This window comes from uncultured Catenibacterium sp. (assembly GCF_900540665.1).
Taxonomy (GTDB): domain Bacteria; phylum Bacillota_I; class Bacilli_A; order Erysipelotrichales; family Coprobacillaceae; genus Catenibacterium.
Window position 1 is genome coordinate 44,279 of the sequence record NZ_UQGV01000001.1, and the last position, 22,426, is coordinate 66,704.

A 22,426-nucleotide genomic window follows, 5' to 3' on the forward strand; every position below is an offset into this window, starting at 1 on the left:
CTCTTGAAATACAAAATTAACATCATTGATGATGAAAAACAATTGAATGATCTAGTAAGAACTTATTTAGAAAAAGAAGGATATGAATGTACTTCTTTCTATACATATGATGAAGCCTTAATGCATTGTGATGATGATGTTCATTTATGGCTTGTTGATATCATGCTTGATAAGAATAGTGGTTTTGACTTATTAACTGCTATTAAATCAGCACGTCCTGATATGCCTATTGTCTTCATGTCTGCAAGAGATCAGGAATTTGATCGTATTATAGGTTTAGAAAAGGGCTGTGATGAATATATCACAAAACCATTTAATATGAAGGAAGTGATTCTTCGTATTCATAATGTCTTAAAGCGTGTTTATAAGGATACTGAAATGATTGATATCGATGGTTATATGATTGATGAATCAAAGCGTAAAGTATTAGAGAATGGTCATGAAATTGATTTAACAACTAAAGAATATGAACTACTTCTCTATTTCATGAAGAATAAAGGTATTGCGATTTCTCGTGAACAGGTCTTAACACGTGTCTGGGATGAAAACTATTTTGGTAGTGACCGTGTCGTAGATGATACATTAAGACGTTTAAGAAAGAAGATGCCAAATATCAATATCAAGACAATTTATGGTTTTGGCTATAGATTAGACTAATGTTTAAATCCCTTTCTTTATTGAAACAGCTTCTTGTGGTTATTCTAGGTTTAGCTATTATGCTTGTGGCTGTTGTTATGCCGGTTGTGGATTCTAATGTTCATGATATTATCGATGACCAGATGTATGAAAAGCTAGAAACATCACAAAGAGATACTGTAGAATATGATTTCATGCCTTCTAATAATAAAGAGAAGCCTATTTATACAATTGTCTATGATCCAGTAGAAAATGCCTTCACATTTAGTAACCTGCATGGTGATGCCACTACATTGACATTACTTTATAATTACTTATTTGGACGTGATTTAGAGAAGATAGTTAACAGTAGAAGACACTATACGATAGAAAATAAAGGGACTTATGCAAGAGAAACCTATTATTATCGTATTATGAAGGTTGATGATGAGTATTTGATTTCTATTATGTCTAACTCTTATTCAGATAAGCTGATTAGGGATATTCGTAATCGTATTATTTATATTCTTTATGCAGTACTCACAATCTTTGCGTTAGTTCTTGTTTTATGGGTTATCTCTTTGATTCGTCCTTTAAAGAAAATTAAAACCTATGTAGATTCTATTGCGAATCGTGAGGATAGCACCCTTGTCATGGATAGACAGGATGAAATAGGGGTTGTTGGTAATGCGATTGTGACAATGAAGGATGAACTCATGAAGCAGGAAAAGGTCAAAGAAGAAATGATTCATAACATTTCTCATGACTTAAAAACACCTATTGCACTTATTAAGACCTATGGACAAAGTGTGAAAGATGATATCTACCCATATGGTGATAAAGAAAGTTCTATGGATGTTATTTTAGAAAATGCGGACCGCTTAGAACATAAAGTTAAATCATTACTCTATTTAAATAGACTAGACTACTTGAGTGCAGAAGAAAGTGAATTAAAACCTTTCCCAATCAAAGATTTAATTGAACATATTGTTATGCAGATGGAAGCAATGCAGCACATACATATAGAAACAGATCTAGATGATGTAGCCTTTATCGGTAATGAAGAGCATTGGCGTGTTGCGATAGAGAATATTATTGATAATGCGTCACGTTATATGAAGTCTGTGATTATGATTACATTAAAGAAAGATACACTTATTATCTATAATGATGGGGATCCTATTGATGAAGATAAGAAAGAGGATCTTTTCAACCCTTATGTTAAAGGGGTGAAAGGACAGTTTGGTTTAGGTCTTTCTATTGTCGCAAAAATTGCAGATATGTATGGCTATGATATTCATGCTGAAAATAAAGATCCAGGCGTTGCATTTATATTTACGAAAAGAGCTTCCTAGTTAGGAAGCTTTTTGTGTTAGAATAGAATAAAGGAGTTGAGAATATGACTTATTTTGGAGAACATACGCCAAAGCTTGGTTTTGGTATGATGCGCTTACCACGCACTAATGGACAGATTGATATTGAAGAAACAAAGACGATGGTGGATGCCTTTATGGATGCTGGATTGACTTATTTTGATACAGCATATGTCTATGAAGGTTCAGAGGAAGCAACTAGAATTGCGCTTGTAGAACGTTACCCTCGTGATTCCTATACTTTGGCTTCTAAGATCAATGCAAAGATGATGTGTCATGATGAAGAAAGCTGTCAGGCACAATTAAAGGTCAGCTTAGAAAGAACTGGTGCAGGATATTTTGATTATTATCTTCTACATGCATTATCTGATGCCAATGTTGCTTTGTATGATCAATATCATATATGGGACTTTGTGAAGGATGCAAAAGAAAAAGGGTTGATCCAACATTATGGTTTCTCTTTCCATGGGACACCACAATTATTAGATGATTTACTCACTAAACATCCTGATGTAGAATTTGTACAGTTACAATTAAATTATGCAGACTGGGAAAATCCTGCTATTACATCTCGTGCTAATTATGAAATTGCGAGAAAGCATAAGAAATCTATTGTTGTTATGGAACCTATTAAGGGTGGGACATTGGCTACTCCTCCCGATTCAGTAAGAGATATTCTATATAATGCGAATCCTCATATGTCCATTGCATCATGGGCTGTACGTTATGTGGCATCACTTGATGGGATCATTACAGTATTAAGTGGTATGAGTACAATGGAACAGGTATTAGATAATATTTCTTATATGAAGGACTTTAAGCCTTTAAGTGAAGAAGAACAGAATACAATTAAAGAAGCACAAAAAGCATTGGATGCGATTGAGTCTATTCCTTGTACAGCATGTCGTTATTGTACACCAGGCTGCCCTATGGGTATTGAAATCCCTGATATCTTCAAGGCGATGAACTGGTATAAGATTTATGGCATGAAGGATAAAGCAAAGAATCGCTATGAAGGTATTATAGAAAAGAGTGCGAAAGCATCTGAGTGTATAGGATGTGGTCAATGTGAGGGTGTCTGTCCACAGCAGTTATCTATCATCAAATATTTAAAAGAATGTGCTGATCTATTAGAGGAGTGATGTATTTGAAAAAATGGGTAGTATGTCTATTAAGTTTATTATTAATAACAGGATGTACACAAAAAAAGGTTGAATTACCTCATCCTGTCACAATTGAATTCTATTCAGTCAAGACATGTGCTGAATGTATCGCATTTAAGAAGAATGCGATTCCTTATTTAAAGAAACGTTATAAGAATATTTCTATCAAGATGTACGATATGGATGATATGAAGACAACAGTCCATTATGACCAGGCAGTGAATTCGTTAAAGGATTTTGATGATGAATTTTATGGTTTAGGTCCATTTATCTATGTAAAGGGTTATTTCGCATTATTAGGATATGAAACAGATGATGAAGAGATATTGGCAAAAGATATTGAACGCGTCGCTAATGGAAAGAAACCTACTCAAGATTTTAGTGATCGTAGGTTTATTGTTAAGTAGTACATCATGTAAAAAGAATGTATATTCTGTAAAAGTCTATGGACTTAAGTCTTGTGGAAATTGTAGAATATTAATAGACGATTTCAAGGATGATGAAAATATCCAGCTGCATATGATTGATATTGATACACATATTTTAGCCTACAAGAAAGATATCGCATTATATGTTGGTTTGAGTGATAACCAGGCACCTGTCATAATGACAGATTCATTTGCGAAAGCAGGCTATTCAAGTAAAGATTATAAAGTACTCAAGGATGCAATCATATCAGGTAAGAAACCAGATCTAAAAAATTATTATAAAAGGAGATAGAATTATGGCAACACCACATAATGAAGCAAAAAAAGGTGATATCGCAAAAACAGTCTTAATGCCAGGAGACCCATTACGAGCAAAATATCTGGCAGAAACATATCTAGAAGATGTCGTACAGTTTAATGCTGTAAGAAACATGTTTGGATATACAGGAACTTATAAAGGAAAGAAGATTTCTATTATGGGTTCAGGAATGGGTATGCCTTCTATCGGTATCTATTCTTATGAATTATTTACACAATATGATGTAGAAAACATTATCCGTATTGGTAGTGCAGGTTCTATGCAGAAGGATGTTCATATTAGAGATGTCATTATTGCACAGGGATCATGTACAGACTCTAACTTTGCACACCAATATGAATTACCAGGCACTTTCTCAGCTATTTCTTCTTATTCATTACTAGAAAAAGCTGTAACACTTGCAAAAGAAAAGAAGATCAACTATCACGTAGGTAATGTCTTAGCATCTGATATTTTCTATCATGCAGATACAACTTCTGTAGAAAAATGGTCTAGAATGGGTGTTCTTGCAGTAGAAATGGAATCTTATGCATTATTTGCGACAGCTGCTTATTTAGGTAAGAACGCTCTCACATTACTTACAATCTCTGATTCTTTAGTAAATGATGAACCAGAAACTACTGCCGAAGAAAGAGAAAAAACATTTACTGCAATGATGGAAGTCGCATTGGAGATTGCTTAATGAAACAGAAGTGTGCATTTTTTGATTTTGATTATACAATAGCCCATGGTGATTCTATTAAGAAGCTATTGTCATATACTTTAAAGAAATATCCTTTATCAGTGTTCCGTTTTCTTCCGCTTATTCCTTATGGAATTGGATATGTTTTACATATCTGTTCAATGGAAGCGATGAAATCATGGGTTCATTTTCCTTTAGATCTTCTTACTGAAGAAGAAATCAAGGAGTGTTATGAAAAGGATATCGTTCCAAGTTATTATCCTCATATGGTTGAAGAAATGAAGAAAAGACAGGAAGAAGGATGTCTTGTATTTCTGGTCACTGCAAGTGCAGAAGCGTATATGCGTTTTAATACACTTCCTTGTGACGAGTTAATGGGAACAAAAACTAGAATGAAGGATGGACACTATACATCTCATATTATTGGCGAGAACTGCAAGGGCAAGGCCAAGGTTGCTAGAATTAATCAGTATATGAAGGAACATGGTCTAGAAATAGATTATGATCATTCTTATGGTTATTCTGATTCTAATTCAGATCTGCCAATGTTGGAATTATGCCGTTATCGTTATCGCGTTGATAGAAAAGATGGTCATTTAACAGACTTTTAAGCAGCACATAAGTGCTGCTTTTTCAAACAGTTCTTGAAAAGTATAAATGTCTAGTTTATACTTTTTATTTAAGAAAAGAGGAATATAAAATGACACGTTATCGTGATACGTATGCTAAAGTGCGTTTAGATTATATTAAAGAAAATGTAGAAACATTATATGCTAAAACAAAAAAGCCTATGGTAGCCATCATTAAAGCAAATGCTTATGGACATGGTTATAAGGAAGTTGCTTCTATTTTAAAGGATGAACCAATTATTCAGATGTTTGCAGTGGCTACCTTAAAAGAAGCAGTAGACTTAAGAAATTTAGGTGTAAAACAGGATATTTTAGTACTAGGTGCAGTGCCATTAGAAGACTTAGATATTGCGATTGAGAAGAATATCAGTCTTGCTTTATTCTCATTTGATTACTTAAATAAGATTAATGAAATGCATCATTATGATGCACCTGTTAAAGTTCATTTAAGTATCGATTCAGGCATGAATAGAATTGGTTTTAAAACAGAAAAAGAATTTGAACAGGCTATGGAAATGATTGATCCTGCAAAGATTGATGTAGAAGGTATTTTCACTCATTTTGCGACAGCAGATGATTTCTCACAGGATGATGAATATGAAAAGCAGCTGGCTTTATTTAAGTCTATTGTAGGTAATAAACGTTTTAAGTATGTTCATTGTGATAACTCTGCCGCTATGATGTTCCATCATTCTGACTTTGGTAACTTAACACGTATCGGTATTGCCATGTATGGTGTAGATCCACGTGGTGAAGAAAATAAAGATTTAAAACAAGTAATGAGTCTTTATACTAAAGTTGCAATGGTTAAAGTTGTACCTAAAGGTGAAAAGATTGGTTATGGTATGACTTATACAGCTGATGAAGATCAATATATCGCGACTTTACCAATAGGTTATGCTGATGGATTTACACGTGCAAATCAGGGTAGAGAAGTTTATATCAATGGCCACTACTATCCTGTTGTAGGAAGAGTATGCATGGATCAGTGTATGGTGAAGGTAGATGGGAATGTAAAACCTGGCGATGATGTAGAAATCTTTGGAGAACATATCTCACTCGCAAAGATGGCTAAGGAAATTAATACAATCCCTTATGAAATCATTTGCCTCATTTCACCAAGAGTGGAGAGAATATATGAAAAGTAGAAATCAATATGCAAAAACAATTAGAAGAATAGAAATTGGTTCTAACTTCTTACTTATTATTGGTATATTAGTCAGCTTCTTTATGTCATGGGGTTTACTTGGAACTATTGGGACTGTTATGCTTTATATCTTACTTATGGCTTATAACTTTAAATTGATGAAAAGATGTCGCTGTGATTCATGTGGACATGTAGATGTCTTTACAAAGTCTAGAAGCTTTGTGACAGGTGTAGAAAAGAGATGTCCTCATTGTAACCATAAGTTAAAAAGTGATGTACCAGTTGATGAAATAGAGTTCAAGAAGTAAAAAGATGTCAGCTTTAACGGCTGACATCTTTATTATATCTTTTTGCAAGTCTCTGAAATGTGGTATGACTTATTTCCAGCATTCTTCCTGCTTCTCTTAAACTAATTAAATTATTTTCCCAAAGCTGATAAATGGAATCAAAATTCTCTGGAATATCCATAACTGGTCTACCAAACTTAACACCTTTTTCTTTTGCGATTCTAATGCCTTCGGCTTGTCTTTGTCTAATGTTTTCTCTTTCTATCTGGGCAACATAGGACAATATCTGTAATACAAGATCTGCAATAAACTTTCCTGTCAAGCCATTGATCTTATTTCTTGTATCAAGAAGTGGTAGATCTAATACACTCACATCCACATCCTTATCTTTTGTGAGTATTCTCCATTGTTCGATAATCTCTTCATAATTTCTACCAAGTCGATCAATAGACTTAATATACACTTCATCACCGGCTTTCAGCTTTCTTAACATCTTCTTATAATTCTTACGTTCAAAATCCTTACCTGACTGCTTATCAATAAACATCTTACTCTTATCAATACCAGCCTCTTTCATTGCTTCTACCTGTCTATCAATATTCTGGTCTTTAGTAGAAACTCTAATATAAGCATATTTCATATCCGTACCTCCATTAATTATGGAGATTATACAAAATATAAAGTTCTTATATATATTAACAAAAAACTTTACAAGTAAAAAGATTGCCTTTTGGGCAATCTCTTTTATAGGTTTGCATTAATAAAATCTTTGAAATAATAGTACTGTAGAGCACCAGGATACTTAGCAGTTACTTTACCATCTTTTATAATGAATGTGCAAGGTGTAGAGACATTGACGTTCAATTTCTTAGTTAGGTAATCACTAGACTTTCCTTTTGTATCAACATAATAAAGCTTATTTTTTCTATTCTTTGTCTGGTAAGTTGTCATAACTTCCTGGAAAGATTTCATTGTATTATCAGAACTATCACCTGCAACAAGAATAAAGCTATCTTTATTTTCAATCTTCTGTTCAAACTTTGTGCTTGATAAAGTTGTATAAGTTGCATATGTTGCCTGACGATAAATGAATAAGCCAAGGAAAACAACAAGTACTAATCCAAAAACACTGATTTCACGTGCAAATTTTTTGATAAAATCTTTCATCGTTCTTGTACGCCTCCGTTTAAATATTGTATCAAATTCTACCTTCTATGACAATATCTTATTGTTTCACTTTGGTATATAAGAATGTTATAAATTAGTGGCGAAAAACCCATAGGCTTGACTATGGGATGAAAGCCACATAATTTTTACTTGAGTTAAGCATAAGGGTAAGTTTAATAAGAAAAAACGTTTTGGCAGGTCTATAAAGAATAGATGCCCTTCTGGGTTTCAGGCTACTGTAGAAGAAAAGTTCAAGACCACAGGTGGTACATATATAGAAGTGCCTAATGATTATAGAGCATCACAATATGACCATACAGCAGATGAATACATAAAGAAAAAATTATCTGACAGGATGTATCATCTATCAGATGGAACTCTAGTACAAAGAGACTGGTATTCATCATTTCTGCTGTACTGCTATGATTACAGGACTAAGAATATAGATAGAGACAGATGTATTTCAGAATTTGAAAAGTGTTACAGTAAGGAAGAAGCCTTAATTAAAAGAATTAAGATTAATAGAATCAAAGTATTGAATAGTGGAATCAAAATAGTATAAAATAAACATCAGGGAGATTGATTATACTTCCATATCGTAAGATAGAAATTTACCGTTAATGTGGTCGTTGGACTGCTTGGTAATAAAAGTTCTTACTTAAATAGATTTACACTTGTATTCCAAAGTCTGAAAATGATGTACGATTATAAGCTAAACTTGACAGTAAGAACCCCACGGGCTTGCCCGTGGGAGTAGTCAGTACACATAAGTAATAAAAATACGGTTCACTTCAAAAGAAGTGTGAACCGTATTTTTTTTGTTATCATAAGAAAAAAAGAATAGCTCTCGCTATTCTTCTTCACCATCATCATAGTTTGAAACGTTGTGATAAACCTGGTCAACATCATCACAGTCATTAAGAAGATTCATTAATCTTTCGAATAATACCATATCTTCACCTTCAAGTTCAACTGTTTCCTGTGGTTTAGTCTGGATTTCATCAACATCAAATTCAACATCAGGAAGCTTGTTTTCAATAGCTGTCTTGATTGCATTGTAATCAGTTGGTTCACCAGTAATCTTTAAGCTGCCATCTTCTAAAGTAACGATATCTTTAGGATCAACTTCGCCTTCGATTAATGCATCAATTGCAGTTTCTTCATCCATTCCTTTGAACTGAACAACAGATTCTACATCATATAAATAAGATACTGAACCTTCAGCACCAAGCTTAGCTTTTGATTTAGTGAATGCAGGACGTACCTGTGAAATAGTACGGTTGATGTTATCTGTTAAACATTTAACGATAACAGTTGATCCTGAAGGACCAAAACCTTCAAACTGTACACTTTCATAATCTTCTACAGCACCGTTCTTAACTTTATCAATCGCACGCTTGATAACGTCTCCAGGAACCTGATCTTTCTTTGCTTTTTCAATTAATCTTCTAAGGCTTAGATTACCGTCCGGTTCAGGGCCGCCTGCCTTCGCTGCTAAATAGATTTCTTTACCATAGTAAGAATAAAGTTTAGTTTTCTTAGCAGCAGTCTTTGCCATTGCGGCTTTACGTACTTCATGAGCTCTACCCATAATCTAATTCCTCCTTGTAAATTTCCTTACACATTATAAACACAAAGGCTAATTATTTCAATAAAGAATTGGAAAATACACTGGAAATGCATTACTATTGTATCGAGGTGTATAAAAATGAAAAAGAAAATGATTATTATTGGGGGAGGTATATCAGGTATATATCTTTCTATTTTATTAAAAAAATATCTAGATATCGATGTTGTTGTACTAGAAGCTAATGACAAGCCATTAAAGAAGCTTCTTGCGACAGGGAATGGTCGCTGTAATCTTTCTAACAAGGATCTAGATAAGTCACATTATGATGGAGAAGCCAAACCATGGGTGAGTGATATTATTCATCACTTTGATATTGTGGAAGCTTTAAAAGATATTGGACTTTATACAAAATATATGGGCAATCTCTTATATCCTTATAGTGAATCAGCCAAAGCTGTTCAAACGTTATTCTTAAATAGAGCAGAAGAATATGGTGTGAAAATAATCTGTGAGGAAGAAGTCTTGTCTATTAAAAAGAATAAGCATGGTTATTTAATACATGCCATCAATAAGGATTATCAAGCAGATTATGTCACTATCTCTTGTGGAACACCTGCTGGCAAGTTATCTGGCATGAAAGATAGAAGAACACTTTTTAACTCTCTAGAAGTGGATTATCGTCCTATGAGACCTACTATTACTCAGTTGATAACTGAACCTGCTTATAAGAAATTAAAGGGTGTCAGAATGAAAGGAGAATTTACTTTAAAAGGGCATAAAGAAAAAGGTGAACTTCTTTTTACGGATTATGGCATCAGTGGGATTGCAGTAATGGTCTTAAGCCGTTATGCATGTCCTGGGGATAAAATTGTATGTGATTTCTATCCTGAATTTACTGATCAGGAACTACATTCAATTATTCGTACATTAAAAACAATGAATGGTCCTTATGATGGTCTGGTTCATCCTAAATTAGTGCCAATAGTAGAAAATCAGAAGAACCCGGTCTCTTTCCTTAAACATCTAGAATTCACTGTTAAAGCTTTAAGAGGGGAAGAATTTGCCCAGGCAGATTGTGGAGGACTGATGATTTCCAATTTTGATAAATCCTTTGAATTTATTAACTACCCTCATCTTTATGCGACAGGTGAAATATTAGATATCACTGGGGATTGTGGTGGTTATAACATTCATTTTGCATTAGCAAGTGCTTATTCTGTATTTGAGGAAGTTTCAAAAACAATACAATAAATTAGGAAAAAGGTAAATAAAATCAAATATATTTGTTTTGGTATAAAAAAGGTGACGAAATTATATTGACAAACCCAAATGAGATTGTATAATAAGGGACATATACAAATTGGAGGGATAATGTATGAAATTCAAAACAATCGTGACAGCTGGTGCAGTCGCAGCAATGTTAGTAGGTTGTAGTAATGGGAATTCTACTACAACAGATATCAAAGCACCTAAATTTGGTTTTATCGGTCCATTAAGTGGCGAAGCGTCTCAGTATGGTACTGCTGTAAAGAATGCTATGAAGATGGCTATTAATGACTATAACAAGAAGCATGGCACAAAGATTACAGGTGTTTATTATGATGATAAGGCTGATCCAACTACTGCCGTTAACGACTATAACAAACTATATAATGATGATAAGGTCACTGCAGTTCTTTCACCAGTAACAACTGGTTCAGCACTTTCTGTAGCAAGCGCTGCAAGCAAGAACAATACACCTATTCTTTCACCATCTGCAACAGGTGATAAATTCACTATGAATGGTAAGACAGCTTATAAGAATGTATTTAGAATCTGTACAAATGACTCTTATGCAGGTACTTTCTTAGGTAAAGAAACAAAGACTAAATATAACTTCAAGAATGTAGCAGTTCTATATAATAAGGAATCTGATTATTCTACTGGTGTAGCATCTGCTTATAAAGCTGAAGCGAAGAAGCAGGGTGTCAATGTTTCATTCTATGAAGCATACAATGCGAATACTAAAGATTTCTCAACATTCATTTCTAAGATCAAGCAGACTAATCCAGATGCTGTCTTCTTACCAGACTATTATGAATCAGTTGTATCTATTACTAAACAGTTAAGAGATTCTGGTGTTAAGACTACAGTCTTCGGTGCTGACGGCTGGGATGGTGTTCTTGGTGTTAAGGGTGTTAATACTGCAGACTTTGAAAACTGCTTCTTCACAAGTGGTTACAATAAAGATGCAACAAGCGGTCCAGCATATGAATTCGTAAAAGCTTACGAAAAAGAATATGGAACAACTCCAAGTATGTTCGCTGGTATGGCTTATGATACAGTAACAGTTATGATGAAAGCTATCAACAAGGCTAAATCTACAGATCCTGAAAAGGTTAATGCAGCATTAGAAAAGATTAAGATTTCTGATGATGAAGCAGTTTGTGGTGGATTCACTTATGATAAGAACCACAATCCTGTTAAGGAATTAAATATCGTTACTGTTAAGAACGGTCAGTATGTAACTGCAAAATAACGATGAATAAAGGAGAGTTCATCTCTCCTTATTTTTTTATTATAGAGGGGAGAAGTAATTATGATTAACTTTATCAACCAGATCATCAACGGACTCTCGACTGGGAGTATGTATGCTTTAGTTGCAATTGGTTATACAATGGTTTATGGTATTGCGAAAATGATCAACTTCGCACATGGTGATATCATCATGGCAGGTGCTTATTTTGCATTAATCGCCATGGGTTTTGTTGGACCTATTCCAGCTATTATATTTTCTATAGTTGCGACTGCAGCTTTAGGTGTTTTAACAGAAAAAGTCGCTTATAAACCTTTAAGAGGTAAAGGTTCACTTGAAGTATTGATCACTGCCATTGGTGTCAGCTATTTATTAGAAAATGTATTCTTATTAATCTTTGGTAGTGCAGCTCGTACATTCCCACAGATCATGCCAAAGGGTACAATCAATCTTGGGGGTATATCTATCAAATATATTACTTTAATTACATTGATTGTCACTGCGGTATGTACTGCTATTCTTTTATTCTTTATTAATAAGACAAAACTTGGTAAAGCAATGCGTGCTGTATCAGAAGACCAGGGTGCAGCTCAATTGATGGGTATTAACGTGGATACAACAGTATCACTTACATTTGCGATTGGTTCAGGTCTTGGTGCTATTGCAGGTGTTATTTATGGATGTGCTTATTCATTAATCACTCCATATATCGGTTTGATGTTAGGTATTAAAGCATTTATTGCAGCAGTACTTGGTGGAATTGGTAGTGTACCTGGAGCTATGGTTGGTGGTTTGATGCTTGGTGTTGCTGAATCACTTACTATTGCCTATATCTCTTCAGATTTCTCTGATGCAGTTGTATTTGGTATTCTTATTATTGTCTTATTAGTTAAGCCAGCAGGCTTATTTGGTAAGAATGTAAGAGAGAAGGTGTAGTCTATGAAAAAATTATTAAAAAACGAACTATTCAGATCATTGATACTATCAATTGCGATCTTTGCAGTATTGATGATAGGTACAGCTACATCTTTTATTAACTCTTATAGACAGGGAATATTAATTCTTTGTGGTATTAATATTATCCTTGCTGTATCACTTAACTTAGCAGCTGGTTATTTAGGACAGCTTACTCTAGGACATGCTGGTTTCATGTCAGTAGGTGCTTATACATCTGCTTTAATTAGTATTTATTTAAATCTTCCATTTATCGTATCACTACTTATTGGTGCGATTGCAGCTGGTATTATTGGTTTAATTATTGGTATTCCAGTATTAAGATTAAAAGGTGACTATCTTTGTATTATCACTCTTGCTTTCAATGAAATCATCCGTGTTATTATGAATAACCTTGAAATCACTAATGGCGCAAAAGGTTTAATTGGTATTCCTATGAATACAAATCTTGTTTATGTCTATATCGCAATGATTATCACAATCTTTGTCGTATATTCAATTGTGAAATCTAGACATGGACGTGCAATCATCTCAATTCGTGAAGATGAAACAGCATCAGAATTATCAGGTATTGATGTTGGTTATTATAAAGTATTTGCCTTTGCAGTGAGTGCTGTTTTTGCTGGACTTGCAGGAGGCTTATATGCTCACTATTATACAGTTATCCTTCCTAAAGGATTTGACTTCAACAAATCAGTTGAAATTCTAGTTATGGTAGTACTAGGTGGTATGGGTAACTTAAAGGGCTCTATTATTGCAGCTATTGTTCTTACTGTCATTCCAGAATTATTGATCTCATTCTCACAGTACAGAATGTTGTTATACGCAATTGTATTAATTGTCGCTATGATTTTAAAGGCAACAGGTAAAGGCGAACAGATCATAGAACGTCTTCCGTTCTTTAAAAAGAAAGATGAGGTGAAGCCAGAATGAGTACACCATTATTAAAAGCAGAAGGTCTTGGCATACAGTTTGGTGGATTAAAGGCCGTAGATGAATTTAACTTTGAAATCGATAAGAACCAGTTATTTGGTTTAATTGGTCCAAATGGTGCAGGTAAAACAACTGTCTTCAACCTATTAACAGGTGTTTATCAGCCTACAAGTGGTCGTATCCTTTTTGAGGGACATCCAATTAAAAAAGCAAACACTATTAAGATTACTAAAGCAGGTATCGCAAGAACTTTCCAGAATATCCGTTTATTCAAGGAAATGACCGTTATTGATAACGTAAAGGTAGGATTACATTACTCTCATCCATATACAGTATTTGATGCTTTATTACATACACCTAAATACAAGAAGGCTGAAGCAGCTATGCAGGAAGAGGCTTTATCTCTATTACGAGTTTTCCATCTAGAAGAATTTGCGGAGTCTAAGGCAAAGAACTTACCTTATGGTAAACAGAGAAAACTTGAAATTGCGAGAGCACTTGCAACTGCTCCTAAACTATTGCTTCTTGATGAACCTGCTGCAGGAATGAACCCTACAGAAACAGCTGAATTAATGGAAACTATTAAAATAGTAAGAGAAAAGTTCTCAGTCGCTATTCTTCTTATTGAACATGATATGAAGCTTGTTATGGGAATCTGTGAAAAGATTGCTGTATTAAACTTTGGTACAGTACTTGCTTTTGGTACACCTGAAGAAATTAGAAACAACCCTGATGTTGTAGCTGCCTACTTAGGCAATGAAGAGGAGGGCTAAAGATGTTATTAGAAGTTAAGGATCTTGAAGTACACTACGGTGTCATTAATGCGATTAAGAAGATTTCATTTAATGTTGAAGAAGGTGAAATCGTTGCACTTATCGGTGCCAATGGTGCGGGTAAAACAAGTACAATGCATGCTATTTCTGGCTTATTAAATGGCAAGAGTGGTGAAATCATCTTTAATGGTGAAAACATCATGAAGACTCCTGCACATAAAATTGTTTCTAAAGGTCTTGCACAGGTTCCTGAAGGACGTCGTATCTTTGCTCAGTTGAGTGTTGAAGATAACCTAGAAATGGGTGCTTATCTTCGTAATGATGCAGATGGTATCAAGAATGATATTGAACATATTTATACATTATTCCCACGTTTAAGAGAAAGAAAGAAACAGTTAGCCGGTACATTATCTGGTGGTGAGCAGCAGATGCTTGCTATGGGCCGTGCTTTGATGTCTAAACCAAAACTATTATTACTAGATGAACCATCAATGGGTCTTTCTCCGATCCTTGTTAATGAAATCTTTGATATCATTAAAGAAGTAAATGAAAAAGAAGGTATGACTATTCTACTTGTAGAACAGAATGCCAATAAAGCACTCTCTATCGCAAATCATGCTTATGTACTTGAAACAGGTAACATTACTGTATCAGGTAAAGCTGAAGATGTCGCAAATAATCCACGTGTTAGAGAAGCATATCTTGGATAATAAGTTCTCCCTTGGGGAGGACTTTTTTTGTTTTATTTTATGTAATTTACCTTACAGGTTAATTTTAAATATTGCATTTTGGTGCTTTATAGGTTATAATGTATTTACCTCAAAGGTAAATCAAAGAGAGGAGTGTTTGCTTGAAGATCACATATAAAAATAAAAGGATTGAGAAGGTTTGCACAATTGCAGACGAAGCAGAGAGAAGATATGGGCCAAGAATGGCAGAGAAGATTCATCAACGCATAGATGAAATTGATGCATCTGATACGGTTGAAGAGATGGTACAATCCCGTATTGGAAGATGTCATCCTTTAAAAGGTGATCGAAAGGGTCAATATGCAATGGAATTAGCACAACCCTATCGTTTGATTTTTACAAAAGAGGTAATGAAATTCAAATTGTAAATGTAATCGAAATAGTAGATTATCATTAATTAGGAGGAAAAAATGATGGTGAAGAGTCGCACATTTATTGCAACACCGCCAGGCACAACTATTAAAGAACAACTGCTAGACAAAGGTATGAGTCAAAAAGAATTTGCGACACGAATGGATTTATCACAAAAACATGTGAGTAAACTAATCAATGGTGAAGTTCAGCTGACTCCGGATGTTGCGGTACGTTTAGAAATGGTATTAGGTATTCCAGCTAAGTTTTGGAATAAATTAGAAGCTACTTATCGCGAAAAGTTAATTAAGGCAAATGCGGAAAATGAAATGGATGCGGATATAGAAATTGCCAGAAAGATGCCATATAATGAAATGGTTAAATATGGATGGGTACCAGTTGCCAAAAAGATTGAAGAAAAAGTGGTAAATTTAAAAAAGTTTTTTGGAGTAGTAAGTTTAGTATTGCTTAAAGATATGCGTTTATCTAAGATTGCTTGTCGTAGACTTGCTGATACAGAAAAAAGTAACTATGCTTTGATGGCTTGGGCACAACAGGCAAGAATATTAGCACGTGATATTAAAGTATCATCAATAGATTTAAAAACACTAGAGCACAAATTATCTGAAATAAGGAGTATGACTACTCTAGATCCAGATGTTTTTTGTATAGAGCTAGAAAATCTGCTTGCAGGATGTGGTATTGCTCTTATTTTTCTTCCTCATATTGGAGGTTCGTTCTTACATGGTGCAACTTTTGTTGATGGAAATAAAATAGTTATAGGTCTCACTGTTAGAGGTAAGGATGCAGATAGATTTTGGTTTAGCTTGTTTCATGAATTGGGTCATATTTTACTTGGTCATATTAATAATATTGATGGTACCACTGAAGAGGATGAAAACTCAGCAGACCAGTTTGCGCAGGAGATATTAATTCCTACGGCTGATTTGGGTGAGTTTGTATCTCAAAATGATTTTTCTCGATCATCTATCTGTGATTTTGCGGAAAAAGAAAATATTCAAAGTGGTATTGTAGTAGGTCGTCTACAAAAAGAACATTTCATAAATTATAATCAGTATAATGATTTGAAAACTAAATATGAGATAACATCTTGAGTTCTCCTTTTTGGGAGGACTTTTTTTATATATACATCACTATTTTTAAAATATTAAAAAATTCTTAATTAAAAAAATAGCGATATATGCAATATAAAATACAAATACTTAAGAAAATCTTAAGAAAATAGTAGACAGATATAAGCCATGGTGTTATAATCGCATTTGTTGACAAGCAAAGGAGAATAACTATGACTCAAAATGCCCCCACAACTTTTAATGCAATTGTAGAGAGAATCAGAACTTCAAAAACAATGTTGTTGCCAGCAGTTGCAATCTCAGCATTTGCCCTTGTAGGTTATGCTGCGGCTGACCGTCAGGCACCTGTTATTCATTCAAATAAGATTGTTGTTCCTTATGGTACAAAGCTTAATGCATCTGATTTTGAAATTACAGATAACCGTGATAATTTAGATATCATGGATGTTTCTATTAAATCAGGATCATATGAAGCAAAACAGTTGGGTACTTATTCAGTGACAGTTTCTGTCACTGATACATTCAAGAATACAACTAATAAAGAAGTTGAAGTACAGGTTATTGATAATGAAGCACCTGTTATTGCATCACGCGTTGATGGTGGTTATATCATAGATGTAGAAGCAAATGGTTCAAATAACTTATTAGACTATGTGAAAGCAACAGATAATGTAGATGGTGACGTCAGTGATTTCATTACTTTCAATGGCGATATTGATACAACTGTTATTGGGGAACAGAAGGTTGTTGCTCATGTAGAAGATAATGCAGGTAATAAAGCTGAAAAAACACTTTCGTTTAATGTAAAGGACGCTGTTGCACCAGTACTTACTCAAAAGACACAGTCATTTGATGTGAACTATGGTGAACCTTTCAATCCTGCTGATTATTTTAATGTATCAGATAATTTTGATCCATCTCCAGTATTAACTGTTAAAGGTGATATTGATACTAAGAAATTAAATAGTGAACAGAAAGCAACTATTATCGCAACTGATAATAGTGGTAATGAAACAAAACAGACATGTACTTTCAATATTAAGGATATCAAAGGTCCTGAAATTAAGTTAAATACAAATAAAGTTTCTATTACTGAAGGAACATCTGTAAACTGGCGTTCACTTATTGTTTCAGCTATTGATAATTTAGATGGTGATTTAACTCAATATGTTGGAATCAGTGGTAATGTAGATGTCAATAATGAAGGACGCTATACAGCAACTTATACTGCAACTGATAAGACTGGTAACACAACAGTTGTTAATATTCCTGTAGAAGTAAAATCTAGAAATGCAGCCCTTATTCAGACTGCTTTAGGTAAGATTGGATGCCGTTATAGAATGGGTGCTGTAGGGCCTAATGTCTTTGACTGTTCAAGCTTTACTAGATGGGTATATAGACAAAATGGACGTTCTTTAAGTGGTACAGCTGCTGTACAGTATAATACAACTCAGAGAGTAGATAGAAATGCATTAAAGCCTGGTGATCTTGTATTCTTTAAGAATACATATAAGAGAGGTATTTCTCATGTAGGTATTTATCTAGGTGGAGGCAGATTCGTACATGCTGCCAATGAAAAGAAGGGTGTTATCACTTCTTCTCTAGGTGAATCTTATTATGCTGCTCATTATGCAGGCGGAGGAAGAGTTTAATCTTTAAGGAAATCGGTTTCGATTTCCTCTTTTTTTTGATAAAATAAAAAAAGCGAAGGGAGTGTTTATCATGTATATAGGAACACAGGATTTACTTAAGCAGTATGATGCTTATTTATTAGAACATGGTTATCAAATAGAGGAACTTGTTAATCTTGCAAGTGATGCTTTATTAAACCATTTCACAAAATATAATCAACTGGCTATTCTAATAGGACCAGGTAATAATGGGGCGGATGGCTATTCTTTAGGATTAAAACTAGAGAAACTAGGAAAACAAGTCAGCTATTATTACAGTGGGGATATAGGAAAGGTATCACAGGCTAATCGTTATTATCGTGATCATTGTGTTGATAATCATCTTATTTATGTAGATGAAGATAATATTAATACAATTAACTGGAATGACTATGATTGTATAGTAGATGGATTATTTGGGTTTGGATTAAATAGCGCCCCTAGAGGCATGTACAAGATCATGATAGAGTCTATTAACGATACTTATATTGGTATTGTCGGGGCTATTGATATCCCTACAGGACTTGACTGTAATACAGGAAAAGCGTATGAAACAGCATTAAAGGCAGATTTCACAGTTACTTTAACTGCTTTAAAACAAGGTTTCTTAGATCCCCGTTCATTAGAATATACAGGTGAAGTGATTTTAGAAACATTGGCTGTAAAGGACTGTTTCAAGGAAGCAGGCTTATTTGAATATGTAGGGCAGGAATATGCTAAAGCACATTTAAGAAAGAGAGTCTATAATGGTTATAAGAATATCTATGGAGTAGATGGTTTAATTGTAGGAAGTGACCAATATACAGGTGCACCATTACTTGCGACTAAAGCAGCTTATTATACAGGTGCAGGTATTGTGAAGACAATTACTTCAGAAAAAGTGACTTCACTATTACCTCTTTATATTCCTGAAGCTATTCCAGTTACGAGACCACAGATTTTCCATTATGATGATTTTGATGGTTATGATGCATTATTAGTCGGATGTGGTTTAGGGCTTGAAGAGGGTGCTTTTAGAGCCGTTATTGATATTATGACAGCTTCTATCTGCCCACTTGTCCTTGATGCAGATGCACTTACAATTCTATCTAGAAATATGCATTTATTAGAAAAACAGGATCGTAGTGTTATTCTTACGCCTCATATTGGTGAATTCAAACGTTTATGTCATGTAGAAGATTATCCTGATTTAATGATTGCAGCACAGAGTTTTGCTTCAAAGTATCATTGTATTCTTGTCTTAAAAGGTCCTCATACTATAGTGACTGATGGTAAGACATCTTATCGTATTGCGTCTGGTAATAAAGCCATGGCAGTAGGTGGCATGGGTGATACACTCGCTGGAATCATTACATCACTTCTAGGACAGGGTTATGAAGCGTTAGAAGCGGCAGTACTTGGTGTTTATATTCATGGATGTGCTGGAGATGAAGTTGCAAAACAGGCCTATACAGTTATTCCTGAAAAACTTATCGAAGAAATACCACATACAATGGCTGTACTTGCTGGTGAAATAGAATAAGAAAAAAGCTGGAAAGCAAAAATTGCTTGCCAGCTATTTTTTTAGTCTGATAATAGAAATATTACGATTTTTAGTATGTGTCTTACGATAACTAAAGAATAAATCATCATTTTCCATTGTACAATAAGGGCTGACTTCAATATGTTCCTCTAAAACACCACAGTTAAGTAACTGCTGTTTAATAAGTCCCTTAGAATTTAGAAGATAATGTGTTTTATCTTTTTTTGTATAGAAAGAAGAAGTATCAAAACTCATACTCTTAACACGATCAATAATATCATCCATCGCTTCAAAGTTGCGTGCCTCAATAGAAGGTCCTACATAAGCATAAATCTGATCTGGGTTACATCCCTCGTCTTCTATTAAATGACGTGTCACTTTGCCTACAATTTCAGTGACCGTACCTTTCCATCCTGAATGAATCGCAGCTACTAGATGCTGATTCTCACAATATAAAAGAACAGGACAGCAATCTGCATGGAAGGTAAATAAAGTCAAGTCTGTATCTCTTGTATATAATGCATCAAAACCTAAATAGGCATCCTTCTGGCTATAAATCCCTTTTCCACCATCATTTCTATTTACACTTAAATAATGTGTTGTATGACGCTGTAAAGGTGCAACCATATGATCAAGCTCAGTATGAAGCATTTGTGCGAGTTCTTTACGGTTTTCTAGCACCTGCTTGTCATCTAAGCCATTATAGCTCATATTAAACAGCTTACCATCAATATGTGCTGGTACTGTATAGCCTTCTACCATATCATTATTAAATTTCCAAGGTATTAATTTCATCTAGAATCCTCCACTTTCTCTAGTTCATCATAGAAAGAATCATCAGGATCAATATAAATTGTCTTATAATGCCCTAAAAGAACTAAACCTGGCTTATTTGTATGAGGTTTTTTCAAGTTCTTCACTAAACAATAATTCACAGGAACACTTGAACTATATTTCCCCTTAGAGAAATATGCCGCAATATTTGCCGCAAGTCTCATAGTATACTCATCAAGATTTTCTGCATGCACAATAATATGAGAACCAGGCATATCTTTTACATGGAACCACATATCATTACGTGATGCCATCTTGAATGTTAGATAATCATTCTGCAGGTTATTCTTACCAACATAGATAATAATACCATCACGAGTACGATAGACATCATAATGAGGATGTGTTTTCTTTTTTAACTTCTTCACATTCTTCTTACGGATATAGCCCATGTTTTCAAGCTCTTCCTTGATTTCCATGGCATCATAATAATCCGCATTATCCATCAAGGTATTCAAAGTATCAAAATAATTGATTTCTTCTTTCGTCTTTTCAATCTGTTCCTCTAGAACCTTTAAGGAATTCTTTGCTTTCTGATACTTATTATAATAATGGTTGGCGTTTGTTTTTCCATCAAAACGCTCATCAAGTTCAATAGTCATCTTTGTCCCATCATAATAATTATCTACAGTCACTTCCTTCATCCCTTTTTGAATAAGATGTAAAGAAGCATATAAGAGGTCACCTTTAATGCGATATTCATCACTATTATGAGAATCAAATAATGTCTTTTCTAGTTTATCAAGCTTATTCACATTCTTTGTATATTCTTTCTGAATAAAATGAAGAATATCAGAGGTCTGCTGTTTAATACGATCCTTCTGATCAATAAACTGATAATAAGCATCTAATCCATCAAAAAGAGAATAGTGATCAATTCTTTTTCCAAAACAGTTTAAAGGAATTACATGATACTTCTCTTTATCACCTCGTGTGATATAGAGTTCTTTACTATTTCGAATTTCATTCATAATAGTTTTAAAATCAGTACCTTGTTCCATTCTCACAGCTACTTCTTCAGCTAAGTCCTTGGAGAATCCTTCAAACTCTTTTACAAGCTGAGTTGTCTCTGGGGTATTCTCGAATGGATTCTTCTTATCAAGAAGTGGAGGGTAGGTATAAGTAATCCCTGGCTGCATAATACGTATACTATCACTTGGAGAAACACGCTTTAAACATTCAAGAATCTTATCTTCTTTATTTGTAAGAATAAAGTTAGAATGCTTACCCATGATTTCTATATAGAGATGATACTCTACAAGATCTTTAAATTCATTTCTTCCTCTTAAAGTTATCTTTAATATACGATCAAGTCCCACCTGTTCAATACGCTCAATAAAAGAACCTTCAATATGTTTTCTTAGAAACATAGTTAAAGCGTTAGGAAAATCAGGTGTAGGATAATTCAACTGTGTTAACTGAACACGTGCATACATTGGATGAATAGAAACAAGAAGTTTTTTATTTTCATTCTGCGCACGTACAGTCATTAATAATTCGTATTTCGATATCTGATATAATTTTGAAATACGTCCTGTCACGATTGTTTCATTTAATAATTCTGTAACACGTGACAATACAATTCCATCAAATGCCATATTCATCACCCGACTTAGTATAACACATTTAAAAGTGTTTGACATCACTGTTT

General features: G+C 34.1%; 25 protein-coding genes. 20 read left to right on the forward strand and 5 right to left on the reverse strand.

The window, feature by feature from the left end:
- Positions 1-3 precede the first annotated feature (3 nt).
- From QZQ55_RS00295 to QZQ55_RS00335, 9 genes are all read left to right on the forward strand, one after another.
- Complete coding sequence (locus tag QZQ55_RS00295; RefSeq protein WP_055233664.1) at positions 4-657, forward strand: response regulator transcription factor; 654 nt, start codon at positions 4-6, stop codon at positions 655-657.
- Positions 657-1,970, forward strand: coding sequence for a HAMP domain-containing sensor histidine kinase (locus QZQ55_RS00300; protein WP_295088444.1), 1,314 nt, complete (start codon positions 657-659; stop codon positions 1,968-1,970). Before QZQ55_RS00295 ends, QZQ55_RS00300 begins: the two co-directional genes overlap by 1 nt.
- Before the next feature lie 44 nt (positions 1,971-2,014).
- A complete protein-coding gene (locus tag QZQ55_RS00305) occupies positions 2,015-3,130 on the forward strand; it encodes an aldo/keto reductase (RefSeq protein WP_295088447.1) in 1,116 nt (371 codons plus the stop codon).
- A 5-nt stretch (positions 3,131-3,135) separates the two neighbouring features.
- Complete coding sequence (locus QZQ55_RS00310) at positions 3,136-3,558, forward strand: hypothetical protein (RefSeq protein WP_295088450.1); 423 nt, start codon at positions 3,136-3,138, stop codon at positions 3,556-3,558.
- A gap of 112 nt (positions 3,559-3,670) precedes the next feature.
- Positions 3,671-3,871 carry a hypothetical protein gene (locus QZQ55_RS00315; protein WP_295088453.1) on the forward strand — a complete coding sequence of 67 codons (201 nt, stop codon included), beginning with the start codon at positions 3,671-3,673 and terminating at the stop codon, positions 3,869-3,871.
- 4 nt (positions 3,872-3,875) lie between these two features.
- On the forward strand, positions 3,876-4,580 hold the full coding sequence (deoD, locus tag QZQ55_RS00320) for a purine-nucleoside phosphorylase (RefSeq protein ID WP_006506090.1): 705 nt from the start codon (positions 3,876-3,878) through the stop codon (positions 4,578-4,580).
- On the forward strand, positions 4,580-5,191 hold the full coding sequence (locus QZQ55_RS00325; RefSeq protein ID WP_295088456.1) for an HAD-IB family hydrolase: 612 nt from the start codon (positions 4,580-4,582) through the stop codon (positions 5,189-5,191). The genes deoD and QZQ55_RS00325 overlap by 1 nt, the downstream gene beginning before the upstream one ends.
- Positions 5,192-5,280: 89 nt before the next feature.
- On the forward strand, positions 5,281-6,357 hold the full coding sequence (alr, locus tag QZQ55_RS00330; RefSeq protein ID WP_295088459.1) for an alanine racemase: 1,077 nt from the start codon (positions 5,281-5,283) through the stop codon (positions 6,355-6,357).
- Entirely contained in the window at positions 6,347-6,664 is a 318-nt protein-coding gene (locus QZQ55_RS00335) for a hypothetical protein (protein ID WP_295088462.1), read from the forward strand. The genes alr and QZQ55_RS00335 overlap by 11 nt, the downstream gene beginning before the upstream one ends.
- 13 nt (positions 6,665-6,677) lie before the next feature.
- Here the strand turns inward: QZQ55_RS00335 and QZQ55_RS00340 are convergent, their stop codons facing one another.
- Positions 6,678-7,283: a recombinase family protein gene (locus QZQ55_RS00340; protein WP_295088464.1), complete on the reverse strand. Its 606-nt coding sequence runs from the start codon at positions 7,281-7,283 to the stop codon at positions 6,678-6,680.
- A 104-nt stretch (positions 7,284-7,387) separates the two neighbouring features.
- Entirely contained in the window at positions 7,388-7,810 is a 423-nt protein-coding gene (locus tag QZQ55_RS00345) for a hypothetical protein (RefSeq protein ID WP_295088466.1), read from the reverse strand.
- Positions 7,811-8,165: 355 nt separating this feature from the next.
- Here QZQ55_RS00345 and QZQ55_RS00350 point away from each other — a divergent pair, with 355 nt between their 5' ends.
- Positions 8,166-8,372: a hypothetical protein gene (locus tag QZQ55_RS00350; RefSeq protein WP_295088469.1), complete on the forward strand. Its 207-nt coding sequence runs from the start codon at positions 8,166-8,168 to the stop codon at positions 8,370-8,372.
- Positions 8,373-8,660: 288 nt separating this feature from the next.
- On the opposite strand, the gene QZQ55_RS00355 is transcribed toward QZQ55_RS00350, so the two are convergent.
- Positions 8,661-9,401, reverse strand: a complete 741-nt coding sequence (locus tag QZQ55_RS00355) for a YebC/PmpR family DNA-binding transcriptional regulator (RefSeq protein ID WP_006505107.1) — start codon at positions 9,399-9,401, stop codon at positions 8,661-8,663.
- Positions 9,402-9,518: 117 nt separating this feature from the next.
- Here QZQ55_RS00355 and QZQ55_RS00360 point away from each other — a divergent pair, with 117 nt between their 5' ends.
- The 10 genes from QZQ55_RS00360 to QZQ55_RS00405 all read left to right on the forward strand — a co-directional run bounded on the left by QZQ55_RS00360 (position 9,519) and on the right by QZQ55_RS00405 (position 19,941).
- Positions 9,519-10,631 carry an NAD(P)/FAD-dependent oxidoreductase gene (locus tag QZQ55_RS00360; RefSeq protein WP_295088472.1) on the forward strand — a complete coding sequence of 371 codons (1,113 nt, stop codon included), beginning with the start codon at positions 9,519-9,521 and terminating at the stop codon, positions 10,629-10,631.
- A 124-nt stretch (positions 10,632-10,755) separates the two neighbouring features.
- On the forward strand, positions 10,756-11,898 hold the full coding sequence (locus tag QZQ55_RS00365) for an ABC transporter substrate-binding protein (RefSeq protein WP_295088473.1): 1,143 nt from the start codon (positions 10,756-10,758) through the stop codon (positions 11,896-11,898).
- A 63-nt stretch (positions 11,899-11,961) separates the two neighbouring features.
- A complete protein-coding gene (locus QZQ55_RS00370) occupies positions 11,962-12,831 on the forward strand; it encodes a branched-chain amino acid ABC transporter permease (RefSeq protein WP_363128262.1) in 870 nt (289 codons plus the stop codon).
- Between the two features lie 3 nt (positions 12,832-12,834).
- Entirely contained in the window at positions 12,835-13,782 is a 948-nt protein-coding gene (locus QZQ55_RS00375; RefSeq protein ID WP_295088478.1) for a branched-chain amino acid ABC transporter permease, read from the forward strand.
- Complete coding sequence (locus tag QZQ55_RS00380) at positions 13,779-14,555, forward strand: ABC transporter ATP-binding protein (RefSeq protein WP_295088481.1); 777 nt, start codon at positions 13,779-13,781, stop codon at positions 14,553-14,555. Before QZQ55_RS00375 ends, QZQ55_RS00380 begins: the two co-directional genes overlap by 4 nt.
- Before the next feature lie 2 nt (positions 14,556-14,557).
- A complete protein-coding gene (locus QZQ55_RS00385) occupies positions 14,558-15,265 on the forward strand; it encodes an ABC transporter ATP-binding protein (RefSeq protein WP_295088484.1) in 708 nt (235 codons plus the stop codon).
- A gap of 140 nt (positions 15,266-15,405) precedes the next feature.
- Positions 15,406-15,672 carry a type II toxin-antitoxin system RelE/ParE family toxin gene (locus QZQ55_RS00390; protein ID WP_295088486.1) on the forward strand — a complete coding sequence of 89 codons (267 nt, stop codon included), beginning with the start codon at positions 15,406-15,408 and terminating at the stop codon, positions 15,670-15,672.
- Positions 15,673-15,714: 42 nt separating this feature from the next.
- Positions 15,715-16,770 carry a HigA family addiction module antitoxin gene (locus QZQ55_RS00395; protein ID WP_295088489.1) on the forward strand — a complete coding sequence of 352 codons (1,056 nt, stop codon included), beginning with the start codon at positions 15,715-15,717 and terminating at the stop codon, positions 16,768-16,770.
- A gap of 191 nt (positions 16,771-16,961) precedes the next feature.
- Positions 16,962-18,401 (forward strand): C40 family peptidase, encoded by a 1,440-nt coding sequence (locus QZQ55_RS00400; protein WP_295088492.1) that lies wholly within the window; start codon positions 16,962-16,964, stop codon positions 18,399-18,401.
- Between the two features lie 70 nt (positions 18,402-18,471).
- A complete protein-coding gene (locus tag QZQ55_RS00405) occupies positions 18,472-19,941 on the forward strand; it encodes an NAD(P)H-hydrate dehydratase (RefSeq protein ID WP_295088495.1) in 1,470 nt (489 codons plus the stop codon).
- A gap of 33 nt (positions 19,942-19,974) precedes the next feature.
- On the opposite strand, the gene pgeF is transcribed toward QZQ55_RS00405, so the two are convergent.
- A complete protein-coding gene (pgeF, locus tag QZQ55_RS00410; RefSeq protein ID WP_295088498.1) occupies positions 19,975-20,736 on the reverse strand; it encodes a peptidoglycan editing factor PgeF in 762 nt (253 codons plus the stop codon).
- The gene (locus QZQ55_RS00415; RefSeq protein ID WP_295088501.1) at positions 20,733-22,373 is read right to left on the reverse strand and encodes an NFACT family protein; all 1,641 of its coding nucleotides are present in this window, start codon (positions 22,371-22,373) and stop codon (positions 20,733-20,735) included. Before QZQ55_RS00415 ends, pgeF begins: the two co-directional genes overlap by 4 nt.
- Between the last annotated feature and the right edge of the window lie 53 nt (positions 22,374-22,426).